The organism is Geodermatophilus sp. SYSU D00691 (assembly GCF_054050275.1).
The window spans coordinates 14,286-28,559 of sequence record NZ_JBJGYZ010000016.1; the positions used below are offsets into that span (position 1 = coordinate 14,286).

Consider the following 14,274-nt stretch of genomic DNA (forward strand, 5'->3'; position numbering starts at 1 on the left):
CGTCCGCCATGCTGTCCGACCGTGGTGGTCCAGGCACGCCCCGTGGTCGGCCGGGCGGCGCTGCCCACCACTGCGGTCGCCGCCGGCGTCGCCCTGGTGGCCGGCTGCCTGGCGGCGATGCTCGTCCTGCCCTCCGACGTCTGGTCGCGCTACGTCTCCAACCTCGCCCAGCTCGTCGCGCCGGCCGGCGCGGCCGCCGCCCTGGCCTGGCGGGCCCGGCGGTCGGCGGGCCGGCTGCGCTGGAGCTGGGGGCTGCTGGCCGTCGGCTGCGCCGCCTGGGCGGCGGGGCAGTCCTGGTGGGCCGGCGAGGAGATCCGCGGCGACGGGATCCCGTTCCCGTCGGTGGCCGACGTCGGCTTCCTCGTCTTCCCCCTGCTGGCCGCCGCCGCCCTCCTGCTCCACCCGACCGACGGCGGTGCCCGGGGGCGCTGGCGGCGGACCTCCGACGCCCTCATGACCTCGGCCGCCGTCGGCCTGGTCAGCTGGGAGACCGTGCTCAGCGCCGTCAGCGACCGCTCGGCCGAGCTCAGCCGGCTGGCGTGGGTGCTGTTCCTCGCCTACCCGGTGCTCGACGTCGTCCTGATCGTGCTCGCCGTGCTGACCGCGACCCGCACGCGCGGGCCGCGGCTGCCGCTGCTGCTGGTCTGCGCGGGCGTGGTCGCGCTCAGCGTCGCCGACAGCACGTTCGCCTACCTGCAGGCGACGTCGTCCTACACCGGGGGCTCGGCCGACCTGGGCTGGATCGTCGGCTTCCTGCTGCTGGCGCTCGCCGGGGTGGCCCGCACGGGGGCGACGGAGGTCGAGGACGACGACGCCGGCGACCTGGGCACCTGCGACCCGGCGGCGGAACTGCGCGCCGACCTGCTGCCGTACGTGCCGGTCGCCGTCGCGCTGGCGGCGACCGTCGGCTTCGTGCTGGGCGGCGGCCGGCTCGGCGTCGCCGAGGTGGTCCTGTCGACGGTCGTGATCACCCTGATCCTGGTGCGCCAGTACGCGACGTTGCGGGAGAACGTGCGGCTCGGCGGCCGGCTGGCCCGGCGCGAGGCGATGCTGCGGCACCAGGCCTTCCACGACGGGCTGACCGGGCTGGCCAACCGCGCGCTGTTCCTCGACCGGCTGGAGCAGGCGCTCAACCGGCACCGCCGCCGGCAGAGCCCGGTCGCGCTGCTCTTCCTCGACCTCGACGACTTCAAGGTCGTCAACGACACCCTCGGGCACGCGGCCGGTGACGAGCTGCTGGTGCAGGTGGCGGCGCGGCTGCAGGACGCGACCCGCAGCGTGGACACGGTCGCCCGGCTCGGCGGAGACGAGTTCGCGGTCCTGCTGGAGAGCGGAGCGGACGTGCACTCGGCGAGCGCCCGGGCGCTGGAGGCGCTGCGTCCACCGGTCGTGCTGGGTGGGCGGCCGGTGGCGGTGCGGGCCAGCGTCGGGGTCTGCGTCCTGGGTCCGGACGACCCCCCGGCCCGCCCCGACGCGCTGCTGGTGCGCTCGGACACCGCGATGTACGCGGCGAAGCGGTCGGGCAAGGGGCAGGTCGTCACCTACACGCCGGGGCTGCACCTGGAGGAGGTCGAGGAGTTCACCCAGGCGGACCGGCTGTGCCGGGGGCTGACCGACGGCGAGGTGACGCTGGCCTACCAGCCGATCGTCGAGCTCGGCACCGGCCGGATCATCGCCCTGGAGGCGCTGGCCCGCTGGCGGCCCGACGGCCGGGAGGTGCCGCCGTCGGTGTTCGTGCCGCTGGCCGAGCGGGCGGGGCTGCTCGACCGGCTGACCGGGGTGCTGCTGGAGCAGGCGTGCGACCGCGTGGCCACGTGGTCGGCCCGGCGCGACGCCGTCCTGTCGGTGCACGTCAACGTCGCGCCGGCCTCGCTGGCGTGGACCGGTCTGGTGCCGCGGGTGCGCGAGCTGGTGGCCCGGTACGAGCTGGCACCCGGTCAGCTGGTGCTGGAGCTGACCGAGACCGGTCTGCTGGCGCACGAGGAGGCCGCGGAGCGGGTCATCCGCGAGCTGCGCGAGGTCGGGGTCGGGGTGGCGCTGGACGACTTCGGGGTCGGCCAGTCCTCGCTCGCCCGGCTGGGCGCGCTCACCCTCGAGTCGGTGAAGATCGACCGGTCGTTCCTCGCCCGGATCGACAGCGACGAGCGGGAGGCGACGCTGCTCGGCGCGGTGTTCCGGCTGGCCCGCGACCTGGCGCTGCCGGTGGTGGCCGAGGGCGTCGAGCGCCCCGGTCAGCTCACCGCGCTGCGCCGGATGGGCTGCCCCCGGGTGCAGGGCTTCCTGCTGGCCCGGCCGCTGCCGCCGACCGCGGTGCCGGAGCTGCTGGGGAGCTCCGCCGTCCTGACCGGCTAGAGCTTGCCGCGGCCCTGGCGGAGCAGCATGAGGGCGAGCGTGGCGCCGTCCGGGCCGAGCGCGTCCTGGAACTTGGCCAGGACCTGCTGCTCGCGGGCGAGGGAGAGCCGGGTGCCGCCGGCGGCGGCGCGCAGCGCGCCGATCTCCTGGGAGATCGCCAGCCGGCGCTGGACGAGCTCGATGAGCCCGGCGTCGCAGGCGTCGATCTCGCCGCGCAGCTCGCCGATGCGGGCGGCGGTCTCGGTGGCGGCGTCAGCGGTGGTGGTGCTCATCGGAACGGCTCCTCAGGGGCGATCTGGGCCGTCGGACCCCGGGAACGAGAGACGCCCCGGGCTCTTCGGGCCCGGGGCGTCGGTTGCTGTGGTCGCTCAGCCAGCAGTGACGGACACCGGATCCCGATGCCCGTAGTAAAAGCTGACCCTGGCGAGCTGCACGGCGAGGAGTCTGCCACAGCCGTCGCCGCGCCGGCCACCAGGTGCCCCGGACGGGTGTCGCGGGGGGCCTCCCAGGACCCGGGAGGAGGTGTCACCCGATCGGCTTACAGTGATGTGGTCATGAGCAGCGCCCAGCCCCTCCCCGGTACCGCCACCCTCCAGCGCACGGCTCGGGGCTCGGCGGGGCGTGACCTCGACCGCATGCTCGCCGGGCTCAACGGCCCGCAGCGCGACGCCGTCGTCCACGAGGGCGGGCCGCTGCTGATCGTCGCCGGCGCCGGCTCGGGCAAGACGCGGGTGCTCGCCCACCGGATCGCCTACCTGCTCGGCGCCCGCGGGGTGCAGCCGGGCGAGATCCTCGCGATCACCTTCACCAACAAGGCCGCCGGCGAGATGAAGGAGCGGGTGGCCCAGCTCGTGGGGCCCCGCGCCCGCGCGATGTGGGTGTCGACGTTCCACTCGATGTGCGTGCGCATCCTGCGCGCCGAGGCGGCCAAGCTGGGCCTGAAGTCGTCGTTCACCATCTACGACCAGGGCGACTCGGTCCGGCTGATGACCATGGTCGCCCGCGACCTCGACCTCGACGCCAAGCGCTACCCCGGCCGCAGCCTCGCCGCGCAGGTGTCGAACCTGAAGAACGAGCTGGTCGACGAGGAGAGCTTCGTCCCGCAGACGGCGCCGGAGAAGGTGCTCGCCGAGGCCTACAAGCTCTACCAGCAGCGGCTGCGCCAGGCGCACGCGCTGGACTTCGACGACCTGATCATGACGACGACGCACCTGCTGCAGGCGTTCCCCGACGTCGCCGAGCACTACCGCCGGCGGTTCCGGCACGTCCTCGTCGACGAGTACCAGGACACCAACCACGCGCAGTACGTGCTGGTCCGCGAGCTGGTCGGGGGGACGGGTGGGGGACCGGCCGGCCCGGTGCCGCCGGCCGAGCTGTGCGTCGTCGGTGACGCCGACCAGTCGATCTACGCCTTCCGCGGCGCCACGATCCGCAACATCGACGAGTTCGAGCGGGACTACCCCGAGGCGACGACGATCCTGCTGGAGCAGAACTACCGCTCCACGCAGCGCATCCTGCGGGCCGCGAACACCGTCATCGCGAAGAACACCGGCCGGCGGCCGAAGAACCTGTGGACCGACGCCGGCGACGGCGAGCTGATCGAGGGCTACGTCGCCGACAACGAGCACGACGAGGCGGCCTGGGTCGCCGAGCGGATCGACGAGCTGGTCGACGAGGGCGACGTCGCCCCCAGGGACATCGCCGTCTTCTACCGGACCAACAACGCCTCCCGTGTCTTCGAAGAGGTGTTCATCCGGGTCGGCATGCCCTACAAGGTCGTCGGCGGCGTGCGCTTCTACGAGCGCAAGGAGGTCCGCGACGCGCTGGCCTACCTCAAGGTGGTCGCCAACCCGGCCGACGTCGTCAGCCTGCGGCGGGTGATCAACACCCCGAAGCGCGGCATCGGCGAGCGGGCCGAGGCGTGCATCGAGCAGTTCGCCGACCGCGAGCGCATCGCCTTCGCCTCGGCGCTGCGCCGGTGCAGCGAGGTGCACACGCTCGCCCCGCGGTCGCTCAAGGCGATCCAGGAGTTCGTCGCCCTGCTCGAGGAGTTCGAGCAGCTGGTCGAGACCGGCTCGGGTCCGGCCGCCCTGCTCGAGAGCATCCTCGACCGCACCGGCTACCTCGCCGAGCTGTCGGCCTCGACCGACCCGCAGGACGAGGGCCGCGTCGACAACCTCAACGAGCTCATCTCGGTGGCCGCGGAGTTCGAGGCGGCCAGCCCGGAGGGCACGGTCACCGACTTCCTCGAGCAGGTCTCGCTGGTGGCCGACGCCGACCAGATCCCGGTCTCCGGGGACGACGCCGGCGTCGTCACGCTGATGACCCTGCACACCGCCAAGGGGCTGGAGTTCCCGGTCGTCTTCCTGACCGGTCTGGAGGACGGCGTCTTCCCGCACCTGCGCGCGCTCGGCGACCCGCGGGAGCTGGAGGAGGAGCGCCGGCTGGCCTACGTCGGCATCACCCGGGCGCAGCGGCGGCTGTTCCTGTCGCGGGCGCAGGTGCGCACCAGCTGGGGGCAGCCGGCCTACAACCCGCCGTCCCGGTTCCTCGACGAGCTGCCGGCCGACACCGTGCACTGGACCCGCACCGAGCCGGTGCCCACGACGTCGAGCTACTCGTCCTCGCCCCAGGCCCGGGTGGCGGCGACCGGCCTGTCGACCGGCGGCCTGCGCGGCGGCGCCGGCAACCGGGCGGTGATCTCGGTGGAGGTCGGCGACCGCGTCAGCCACGACGCCTTCGGTCTCGGCACCGTGGTCGAGGTGAACGGCGTCGGCGACAAGGCCCAGGCCACCGTCGACTTCGGCTCCGGCGGCACCAAGCGCCTCGTCCTGCGCTACGCCCCCCTCGTCAAGCTGTGACATTGTCGGCCTACCGGCCGACGACCGCGGCCATGTGCCGTCCCCGACTGCGCTGAGCCGCTGCCCGTCGCTCGTCGGGGGACCCTCCGGGCCCCCGCTCCTCGCGACCCCCTGCCGCACACCGCTCCTCCTCGCGGAGGCCTCCGGCCCCCACTCGTCGAAGCGTCAGATGGTGACGTTCCGCTCGGCGAGCCACTCCTCGGTGTCGATCGGCCGGCCGTTCATGCCGCCGCGGTGGATCTCGAAGTGCAGGTGCGGACCGGTCGAGTAGCCCTCGCTGCCCACCTTGGCGATCTGGTCGCCCGCGTGGACGACGTCGCCGGCCTCCACGTCGTAGTAGCGCATGTGGCCGTAGATCTGGACGTTGCCGTCGGCGTCCTGGATGTAGACGGCGTTGCCGTACCCGGACGCCGCTCCGGCGCGGATGACGACGCCGTCGGACGCGGCGTAGATCGGGGTGCCCAGCGGTGCGGCCAGGTCGATGCCCCAGTGCATCTGGCCCCAGCGCATGCAGTAGCAGGTCGTCATCCGGCCCTGGACGGGCAGCACGGTCTCGGGCTCGCGGGCGGCGCGGGAGGCGGCCAGCTCGCCGAGGCGGGCCTGCGCCTCGGCCTCGGTGATGCTCTGCCGCATCGCGGCGTCGTCCATGCCGCCGGTCATCCCGATGTCGGTGGAGGCCCCCAGGCCGTAGTCGGCCGCGGTGGCCGAGACCTCGGTGGTGTCGTCGCCGACGAAGGACGGGACGCCGGCGATGACCGCGCCGGCGATGAGGGCGGCCAGCCAGAGGTGCGCCCGCCGGCCGGGCGGCAGGGGCAGCCGGCGACCACGGGTGTGCTCGCTCCGCTCGGACTCCACCGCGGTCGCCGTAGCGGGACGGGACGGGCGGCGGATCCCGGGCCGGGGAAGAGCCAGGGTCACGGGGAGCACCTTCCGGTGGTGGATCGACGAGCCCGGCTGGTACCGGGAACGTGATCGGACCGTAACGATGCGTCAGGAGTCGACAAAGCACCTGCGGGACGTGTCGTGCCGCCCCCGCAGGACGCCGTGAGGCGTGTGACTGGTGGGGCTCAGGCGACGGCGGCCGGCAGGTCCGCCGCGGTCTCCGGCACCGCCCGCAGGCCGGCCAGCGTGGCCGCCACCTCGTCGAGGACGGCGCGGTGGATGGGCAGCGACATGTGCCCCACGCCCCGCACGAGGACGTTGCGCGCCCGCAGGTCGGGGTGGTCGCACCGGCCGGAGCTGGTGGGCACGACCACCTGGTCGATGTCGCTGTAGACGGCCGTGATCGGGGTGCGGCAGCCCGGCGCGGGCTCGGCGAGCTCCTGCAGCAGGCCGGACCCGGGGCGCAGCTGGCGGATCAGCGGCGCCGGCACCACGTGCGCCCAGCGCGACCCCTGGTGCGGCGTGCCGAGGGTCACCAGCGACTCGACCCGGTCGCCGTCGAGCCGCTGCACGAGGTAGCGGGCGATGAGCCCGCCGAGGCTGTGGCCGACCACGTGGACGCGGTCGTGGCCGGTCTCCTGGCACACGCGCTCGACGTGCTCGGCCAGGTCGGCGGCGCCCTGCGCGACGTCGCGGAGCAGCGGGCTGTAGTTCCAGGAGCAGACCGAGGCGAACCCCCGCCGGCGCAGGCTGCGGCGCATCACCGCGAACACCGAGCGGTTGTCGACCAGGCCGTGCACGAGCAGCACGGGGATGCGCGCGGCGAGCGGGTCGGCGGCGAACAGCGCGCGCACGGTGGGGGGCTGCACGCCGGGGCGGAACCGGCCGTCCGGGCGCAGCGGCTCGGTGCGCGTGCCGAGCGGGTAGAGCAGCGCGTGGGCGCCGACCCAGGCCAGCTCGGTGAGCCCGCCGGTCAGCGTCGCGGGGGTGCACAGCGACCGCAGCCCACCTCGCGTCGTACCCGGGGGGACGGCGCCGGTGTGCGACTCTGGACCGGAGTCCGGATCGCTCGTGGGGCGCATGGGCCGCCTACCTCCGTCCGTCCCACCGTGCCGGAACCGCCCTCCGCCGGTGGCGGAGCACTCGTGCTGTGCTCCGTTCACCCGACGGTAATGCCCGTGTGTGTTCGCCGTCACACGAACGACGCTGGTCATCGGCGGATCGAGGCCTGTTCGTGACCGTCCAGCCGAAGGGGGAGCCGTGCCCGCCCGCGACGCTCGCAGCGGACCCGCCCGCAACCGCGCCGCCACCGGGAAGGCCCGGGACCGCCAGAGCGGCAGCGCGAGGACCCGCCCGGGCCGCGTGCCGGACCGCCCGTCCGCGCGCCGCGGCTCACCGCCCGCCGACGCCGTCGTCGTCGGCACCGTCCCCGTCCTCGCCCGGGTCAGCGCCGCGCTGCTGGTCCTCGCCGGGCTGGTCGCCGTCGTCTCCCTCGTCCCGACCTACCTCGTCGTCGGGGGGACCGAGGTCTCCCTGGTCGGCGGGTTCGGCAGCGCGCTGGTCGCGCTGCTCGTCCCGGTGGCCCACCTGGCCGTCGGTGCGCTGCTCGTGCGCGGCGCCGTCCCGAAGTTCGGGCTGGCCTACGCCGGGGTGGCGGCGGCGCTGGCCGTCGGCGATCTGCTCATCGAGCTGTACCGGGGCCGCAGCTCCACCAGCCGCCCGGGCGTGGAGGTGCTGGCCGGCGAGCGGGTGCTCACCAGCACCGTCGAGATCGGCGCCGGCTGGGTCCTCGGCGCCGTCTCCCTCGGGCTGACCGTGCTCGCCGGCGTCGTCGCCGCGGCGGCCTGGGGGCGCACGGTCATGGAGGACAACGGCACCCTCGACCCCCTGCGGGCGGCGCTGGCCGGCGGCTCGGTGCTGCTCGGCGTCCTCACCGTGCTGTGCATGACGCTGCCCGCCGCCGACGTCCCCGACCGCCTCGTCACCGACCCGGCCACCGGTCTGGAGACGGTCGTCACCCAGGAGGGGCCGCAGGCCCTGCTCGAGCGGCCCGGCCTGGCGCTGCTCGGCGGCCTGCTGCTGGCCGGCGCGATCGTGTTGTGCTCGGTGGTGGCGCCCTCGCTGCGGCCCCGGCTGGCCGCCGTCGGCGGGCTGCTGGCGCTGGCCGTCGCGGTGCTGGCCGCCGGCCTCACCGGCGTCCGCGACGCCCTCACCTCCGACGAGCTGCAGTGGACCGTCCCGGGTGCCGGCCTCGTCGTCGCCGGCGTGGGTTACGCGCTGCTCACCGTGCTGGCCTGGCGGCTCCGGCGGGCGCCGGCCGGCGCCGGAGGGTGACCGGTGGCACCCCCGGCCCTACAGTGCCCTCGTGGCTGAAGAACGCATCCGGGTGGTCGTCGCCAAGCCCGGCCTCGACGGGCACGACCGCGGTGCCAAGGTCGTCGCCCGCGCCCTGCGCGACGCCGGCATGGAGGTCGTCTACACCGGCCTGCACCAGACGCCGGAGCAGATCGTGGAGACCGTCGTCCAGGAGGACGCCGACGCCGTCGGCCTGTCAGTCCTCTCCGGGGCGCACATGACGCTCTTCGAGCGGCTGACCGAGCTCATGCGCGAGCGGGGCGTCGACGACGTCGTGGTCTTCGGCGGCGGGATCATCCCGGACGAGGACATCCCCGAGCTCGAGCGGATGGGGGTGGCCCGCATCTTCACGCCCGGCGCCACGACCACCGAGATCGTCGACTGGGTCCGCGACCACGTCGGGGCCCCCGCCGGCGCCTAGCGGCCAGCTCATCCGCGCGGTCACGGCGTGACCGGCAAGGTCAGCTGCTGCACCCGGCCCGGCCCGGTGGTCAGCGTCACCGGCTGCGGCGTCGTCGACCCCCGGTAGGCGAGGTCGCCCCCGGCGAGGACGACGGCGAGCCGGTGACCGGGCTCGAACCGGTGCACGATGCCGGGCAGCTCGATCGTCACCGGCCGGGTGACGTCGGTGACCCGCACCGGCGACACCAGCCGGTGCGGCAGCTCCACGACCCCGTCCGGCCCCACGTCGTAGAGCTTGGCGAAGACGACGAGCTGCCCGCCGGGCCCGGCCGCCTGGGTGAGCGCGGCGGGGGAGTCCAGCTGCACCGTGAGCTGCGGCGAGCCGACGACGTCGAGCGGCCGGCTCAGCGGCGCGCTCTCGAACCGGATCGCGGTGCCGGGCGGATCGGTCACCGGCCCGGTCTGGTCGAGGAACGACGTCTCGGTGTAGTTCGGGCCGACCGGCGCGACGCTGCCGTACGAGCGCGACCCCGGCAGCACCGCGGTGCGGTCCGGCACGAGGGCGCCGTCGCCGGAGAGGAACAGCGTCCGCTGCGTCCCGACGGGGAAGCGGGGCGCCGACGCGTAGGCGCGCGCGACGTCGCCGGTCGCCTCGAACACCCAGTCGCGGAAGTACGTGAAGTCCAGGCGGGGGCGCGGACCCTCGCCGCGCACCCAGTGGTCGAACCAGGCGATCACCTGCCGGCCCTGGAAGGAGTTCTCGGGATCGCGCTCGTCGAGCTCGCCGGCCACCGGCGTCGAGGCGCTGTGCCCCCACGACTGCCACTGCAGCGCCACCGGCGTGCCCTGGTTCCTCAGCGCCGTGTACGTCGCCACCGACTCCTGCAGGTTGAACAGGGTGTCGGCCTGCCCCTGGGCGATCAGCGTGGGCACCCGGACGTCGGAGAGGTAGCTCGCCACCGAGTTGGAGCGCAGGAAGTCGATCGACTCCTGGGTGGCGTACCCGAGCGCGGCCACCTCCAGCAGGGCCCGGCAGACCGGCGGGTCGAAGTTGCCGCAGTTCCGGTCGACGAAGGCGGAGAGCCGGGCGGGGTCGGCGAGCGCCTGCAGGTCCTGGACGCCGTTGACGACGCCGAGCGTGGTGAACAGCAGCGACCACTGGTACTTGAAGACGCCGCTGTCGGCGTAGCTCACCGAGCCGCTGCGGGCGGTGCCGCCGGGCAGGGAGCCGTTGTCCGGGTTCAGCGAGTAGGCCAGGTCGTTCCAGGTGATCATCGGCACGATCGCGTCGAGCCGGTCGGTGCCCGCGGCGTGCTCGACGGCGGCGGCGGCGAACTGCACCTGCCCGCCGTAGGAGCCGCCGATCATGCCGACCGCGGGGTCGTGCGGGGTGCCGGTCCGGGCGTCCTCGCGGATCACCTGGTCGACGTGCACCGGCTCCCCCGTGGCGTCGTCCACCGCGGTGATCGACCGGTCCCCGCCGAGGAAGCGCAGCAGCTGGCCGGCGGCGGCGCCGTCGTGCTCGCGGTCGTCCAGGGTGATCGGGCAGAGGTCGCCGTCGACGAAGCCGAGGCCGGTGTAGGACAGCGTCACGTAGCCGAGCTCGCCGAAGCCCTGGGCGAAGCCGGCCTGGTCGGCCTTGGTGCCGCCGAAGCCGTTGGTGGCCAGCAGCGCCGGCCCGGGGTCCGCGGCGGTGACGCCGGGCGGCACGTAGAGGTCGGCGTCGATCGAGCAGGTGCGGTTCTCCGGCCCCAGCCCGGTCACGGTGATCGTCAGGTCGCGCGGCACGATCTCGGCCGCCGCGGCGGGGGTGGCGAGGGCCACGGTCCCCCCGGCGACCACCAGGGACGTCACGGCGGCGGTGGCTGCTCGGCGCACGGGCGGGGCTCCTCGTCGTCGGGGACCGGGCCGCCGCGACGCGGCCCACCCTCCCAACGCGCAGGCCGCGCCGTGGTTACGCGCGAGTAGCTCCCGAGGCGTCCTGTGACCCGGCCCACCTGTGCCCCCGCCGGTGCGGCGGGCCGGTTGCGGGAGAGCTACGGTGCTCGTTCGTGGATCTCTTCGAGTACCAGGCGCGTGACCTGTTGGCATCGCACGGCGTGCCCGTGCTCCCCGGCGGCGTGGCCGAGACGCCCGAGCAGGCGGAGGCCATCGCCCGCGAGATCGGGCAGACCGTCGTCGTCAAGGCGCAGGTCAAGGTCGGTGGCCGCGGCAAGGCCGGCGGCGTCAAGCTGGCCGACGACGCCGACGACGCCCGGGCGCGGGCGCAGGACATCCTCGGGCTGGACATCAAGGGCCACATCACCCGCCGCGTGATGGTCGCCCAGGCCAGCGACATCGCCGAGGAGTACTACTTCTCCTACCTGCTCGACCGGGCCAACCGCACCTTCCTGGCGATGGCCTCGCGCGAGGGCGGCATGGAGATCGAGCAGCTCGCCGTCGAGCGCCCCGAGGCGCTGGCCCGCATCCCGGTCGACGCCACCACGGGCGTCGACGAGGCCAAGGCCGCCGAGATCGTCGACGCCGCGAACTTCCCCGCCGAGGTCCGCGACCAGGCGATCGCGATCGCGCAGCGGCTGTGGGAGGTCTTCCAGAAGGAGGACGCCACGCTGGTCGAGGTCAACCCGCTGGCCAAGGCGCCCGACGGCACCGTCCTCGCGCTCGACGCGAAGGTGACCCTCGACGACAACGCCGCCTTCCGGCACGACAACCGGGCCGCGCTCGAGGACACCGCGTCGGCCGACCCGCTCGAGGCCGCCGCCAAGGAGAAGGACCTCAACTACGTCAAGCTCGACGGCGAGGTCGGGATCATCGGCAACGGCGCCGGCCTGGTCATGAGCACCCTCGACGTCGTGGCCTACGCCGGCGAGGAGTTCGGCGGCGTCAAGCCGGCCAACTTCCTGGACATCGGCGGCGGCGCCTCGGCCGAGGTCATGGCCAACGGGCTGCACATCATCCTGTCCGACCCCGCCGTGAAGAGCGTCTTCGTCAACGTCTTCGGCGGCATCACCGCCTGCGACGCCGTCGCCAACGGCATCGTGCACGCGCTGCAGCTGCTCGGGGACGAGGCGACCAAGCCGCTGGTCGTCCGCCTCGACGGCAACAACGTGGAGGAGGGCCGGCGGATCCTCGCCGAGGCCAACCACCCGCTCGTGACCGTGGTCGACACGATGGACGGCGCCGCCCGGCGGGCCGCCGAGCTCGCCGCCGCCTGACGAAGAACCCCTTCCTCCCCACCCCTCGCGAGCTCGGGGCGGGCCCCTGGAAGGGGCCGCTCCGGCCTCCTGAAGACAGGACCTGAAGAGATGTCGATCTTCCTCAACGAGAACAGCAAGGTCATCGTCCAGGGCATGACCGGCTCGGAGGGGCGCAAGCACACCCAGCGCATGCTCGCCTCCGGGACCGCCATCGTCGGTGGCGTCAACCCGAAGAAGGCCGGCGAGAGCGTCGAGTTCGACGGCGGCACCGTGCCGGTGTTCGGCTCCGTCGCCGAGGCGATGAAGGAGACCGGCGCCGACGTCAGCGTGATCTTCGTGCCGCCGGCCGGTGCGAAGGGCGCCGTCATCGAGGCCGTCGACGCCCAGATCGGGCTGGCCGTCGTCATCACCGAGGGCATCCCGGTGCACGACTCGACCTACTTCTGGGCGCACGCCCAGGGCGGCTCGACCCGCATCATCGGCCCGAACTGCCCCGGGCTGATCAGCCCCGGGCGCTCGAACGCCGGCATCATCCCGGCCAACATCACCAAGCAGGGCAAGATCGGCCTGGTCAGCAAGTCGGGCACGCTGACCTACCAGATGATGTACGAGCTCCGGGACATCGGTTTCTCCACCTGCGTCGGCATCGGCGGCGACCCGGTCATCGGCACCACCCACATCGACTGCCTCCAGGCGTTCCAGGACGACCCGGAGACCGAGGCGATCGTGATGATCGGCGAGATCGGTGGGGACGCCGAGGAGCGGGCCGCCGACTTCATCAAGGCCAACGTGACCAAGCCGGTCGTCGGCTACGTCGCCGGCTTCACCGCGCCCGAGGGCAAGACCATGGGCCACGCCGGCGCGATCGTCTCCGGCTCGGCCGGCACCGCCCAGGCCAAGAAGGAGGCCCTCGAGGCCGCCGGCGTCCGCGTCGGCAAGACGCCGTCCGAGACCGCCCGGCTGATGCGCGACATCGTCGCGTAGCCGCTCCATCGCACCCGCTGCCCGGCGTCCCCCTGGGGCGCCGGGCAGCGGCGTGTCACGGACGGGGGACGACTGGCGCGGCACAGTTGCGCCGGGCGAGCAGGGCCGACACCATGCGCTCCGCAAGCCTGTCACTACCGAGGAGACCCCCGTCATGACCTCCAGTCAGCCCCCGCAGCCGCCGGGCGGGTACGGGCCGCCGCCCCAGGGCGGGCAGCCCGGCTACGGGCAGCAGCCCGGGTTCCCGCCGCCCGCGCCGGGGCAGCCGTCCTACGGTCAGCCGGGGCAGCCGCAGCCCGGCCAGCCCTATCCCGGCCAGCCGCAGCCCGGCCAGCCGTCCTACGGCCCGCCGCCGGGGTACCCCCCGCAGCAGCCGGGCCAGGCGGGGTACAACCCCTACGCGCAGCCCGCGGGCACCGGCGGCGGGGTCTCCTTCGACGCCAAGAAGCTGAAGATGGCGGACTACGTCATCGCCGGCGGCACCCTGGTGTTCCTGATCCTCTCGCTGTTCCCCTGGTACGACTTCAGCGACGAGTTCTTCACCGGCTTCACCGTGAACGGCTTCAGCCGGGGTCTGGTGAGCACGGCGTTCGTGCTGTTCCTGCTGGCCACCATCTGGGCGCTGCTGCCGGCCTTCTACGAGGTGAAGCTCGGTTTCCCGCGGGGCTGGATCACCGTGGGCCTGGCCGCGCTCGGTGCGCTGCTCGTGCTCTTCGAGTGGATCAACACCTTCGACGCCGGCTTCTCGATCTTCGCGTTGCTCGGGTTCCTGGTGGCGCTGGCGATCGCCGTCTTCGCCTTCCTCTCGGTGCTGCCGGAGCTGAAGAACCGGCCGGCGCTGCCGGGCAACCTGGCCAACGCCGCCCAGTGGGCCAACCAGCAGGCGCCGAACCTGCCCGGCTCGTTCGGCGGTGCCCCGCAGGGGGGTGCGCCCGGCCAGCAGTACGGGCAACCCGCCCCTCCGCCGCCGTCCTACGGTCAGCCGCCGCAGCACTCGTACAACCCGCCGCCGTCGCACACCGGGCCCGGCCCGGTCCCCGGCGGTCCGGGTGCCACCGGCCCGGGCACGCCGCCCCCGCCGCCGTACGGCCGGCCGAGCGGTCCGCAGGGCGGCTCCACCGCGTCGGGCTCCGGTCCCGCCCAGGGGCCGAGCGGTCCGACGACCGCCTGAGCTCCGCACCGCTCCTCCGCCGACCGCCGGTGGCCCTCGGGCCGCCGGCGGTCGGTCGTTGTCGGCCCGT

Annotated in this window: 11 protein-coding genes; 7 read left to right on the plus strand and 4 right to left on the minus strand. The window is 74.2% G+C overall.

Annotated features, from left to right (window positions below):
* Positions 1–21 precede the first annotated feature (21 nt).
* Entirely contained in the window at positions 22–2,352 is a 2,331-nt protein-coding gene (locus tag ACI797_RS13395; RefSeq protein ID WP_456859136.1) for a putative bifunctional diguanylate cyclase/phosphodiesterase, read from the plus strand.
* Here the strand turns inward: ACI797_RS13395 and ACI797_RS13400 are convergent.
* Complete coding sequence (locus tag ACI797_RS13400) at positions 2,349–2,624, minus strand: chorismate mutase (RefSeq protein WP_456859137.1); 276 nt, start codon at positions 2,622–2,624, stop codon at positions 2,349–2,351. The genes ACI797_RS13395 and ACI797_RS13400 overlap by 4 nt on opposite strands.
* A 282-nt stretch (positions 2,625–2,906) precedes the next feature.
* Here ACI797_RS13400 and pcrA point away from each other — a divergent pair, with 282 nt between their 5' ends.
* Positions 2,907–5,213, plus strand: a complete 2,307-nt coding sequence (gene pcrA / locus ACI797_RS13405) for a DNA helicase PcrA (protein ID WP_456859138.1) — start codon at positions 2,907–2,909, stop codon at positions 5,211–5,213.
* A gap of 165 nt (positions 5,214–5,378) precedes the next feature.
* Here pcrA and ACI797_RS13410 read toward each other — a convergent pair whose 3' ends face one another.
* Positions 5,379–6,068 (minus strand): M23 family metallopeptidase, encoded by a 690-nt coding sequence (locus tag ACI797_RS13410; protein WP_456859139.1) that lies wholly within the window; start codon positions 6,066–6,068, stop codon positions 5,379–5,381.
* Between the two features lie 212 nt (positions 6,069–6,280).
* Positions 6,281–7,177, minus strand: a complete 897-nt coding sequence (locus ACI797_RS13415) for an esterase/lipase family protein (RefSeq protein ID WP_456859141.1) — start codon at positions 7,175–7,177, stop codon at positions 6,281–6,283.
* 280 nt (positions 7,178–7,457) lie between these two features.
* Here ACI797_RS13415 and ACI797_RS13420 point away from each other — a divergent pair, with 280 nt between their 5' ends.
* Together ACI797_RS13420 and ACI797_RS13425 are read left to right on the plus strand one after the other, a co-directional pair.
* Positions 7,458–8,429 carry a hypothetical protein gene (locus ACI797_RS13420; RefSeq protein ID WP_456859143.1) on the plus strand — a complete coding sequence of 324 codons (972 nt, stop codon included), beginning with the start codon at positions 7,458–7,460 and terminating at the stop codon, positions 8,427–8,429.
* Positions 8,430–8,460: 31 nt separating this feature from the next.
* Positions 8,461–8,871 carry a cobalamin B12-binding domain-containing protein gene (locus ACI797_RS13425; protein ID WP_456539012.1) on the plus strand — a complete coding sequence of 137 codons (411 nt, stop codon included), beginning with the start codon at positions 8,461–8,463 and terminating at the stop codon, positions 8,869–8,871.
* 20 nt (positions 8,872–8,891) lie between these two features.
* Here ACI797_RS13425 and ACI797_RS13430 read toward each other — a convergent pair whose 3' ends face one another.
* A complete protein-coding gene (locus ACI797_RS13430) occupies positions 8,892–10,730 on the minus strand; it encodes a CocE/NonD family hydrolase (RefSeq protein ID WP_456859144.1) in 1,839 nt (612 codons plus the stop codon).
* Between the two features lie 173 nt (positions 10,731–10,903).
* On the opposite strand from ACI797_RS13430, the gene sucC reads away from it, so the two are divergent.
* The 3 genes from sucC to ACI797_RS13445 all read left to right on the plus strand — a co-directional run bounded on the left by sucC (position 10,904) and on the right by ACI797_RS13445 (position 14,204).
* Positions 10,904–12,067: an ADP-forming succinate--CoA ligase subunit beta gene (sucC, locus tag ACI797_RS13435; RefSeq protein ID WP_456859146.1), complete on the plus strand. Its 1,164-nt coding sequence runs from the start codon at positions 10,904–10,906 to the stop codon at positions 12,065–12,067.
* 90 nt (positions 12,068–12,157) lie between these two features.
* The gene (gene sucD, locus ACI797_RS13440) at positions 12,158–13,033 is read left to right on the plus strand and encodes a succinate--CoA ligase subunit alpha (protein WP_456859147.1); all 876 of its coding nucleotides are present in this window, start codon (positions 12,158–12,160) and stop codon (positions 13,031–13,033) included.
* Positions 13,034–13,187: 154 nt separating this feature from the next.
* A complete protein-coding gene (locus ACI797_RS13445) occupies positions 13,188–14,204 on the plus strand; it encodes a hypothetical protein (RefSeq protein WP_456859148.1) in 1,017 nt (338 codons plus the stop codon).
* Positions 14,205–14,274: the final 70 nt, after the last annotated feature.

Bases quoted from the DNA above. Each gene is read 5' to 3' on its own strand.
- ACI797_RS13400 (WP_456859137.1), bottom strand. From the start codon at position 2,624: ATGAGCACCACCACCGCTGACGCCGCCACCGAGACCGCCGCCCGCATC.
- pcrA (WP_456859138.1), top strand. From the start codon at position 2,907: ATGAGCAGCGCCCAGCCCCTCCCCGGTACCGCCACCCTCCAGCGCACG.
- ACI797_RS13415 (WP_456859141.1), bottom strand. From the start codon at position 7,177: ATGCGCCCCACGAGCGATCCGGACTCCGGTCCAGAGTCGCACACCGGC.
- sucD (WP_456859147.1), top strand. From the start codon at position 12,158: ATGTCGATCTTCCTCAACGAGAACAGCAAGGTCATCGTCCAGGGCATG.
- ACI797_RS13445 (WP_456859148.1), top strand. From the start codon at position 13,188: ATGACCTCCAGTCAGCCCCCGCAGCCGCCGGGCGGGTACGGGCCGCCG.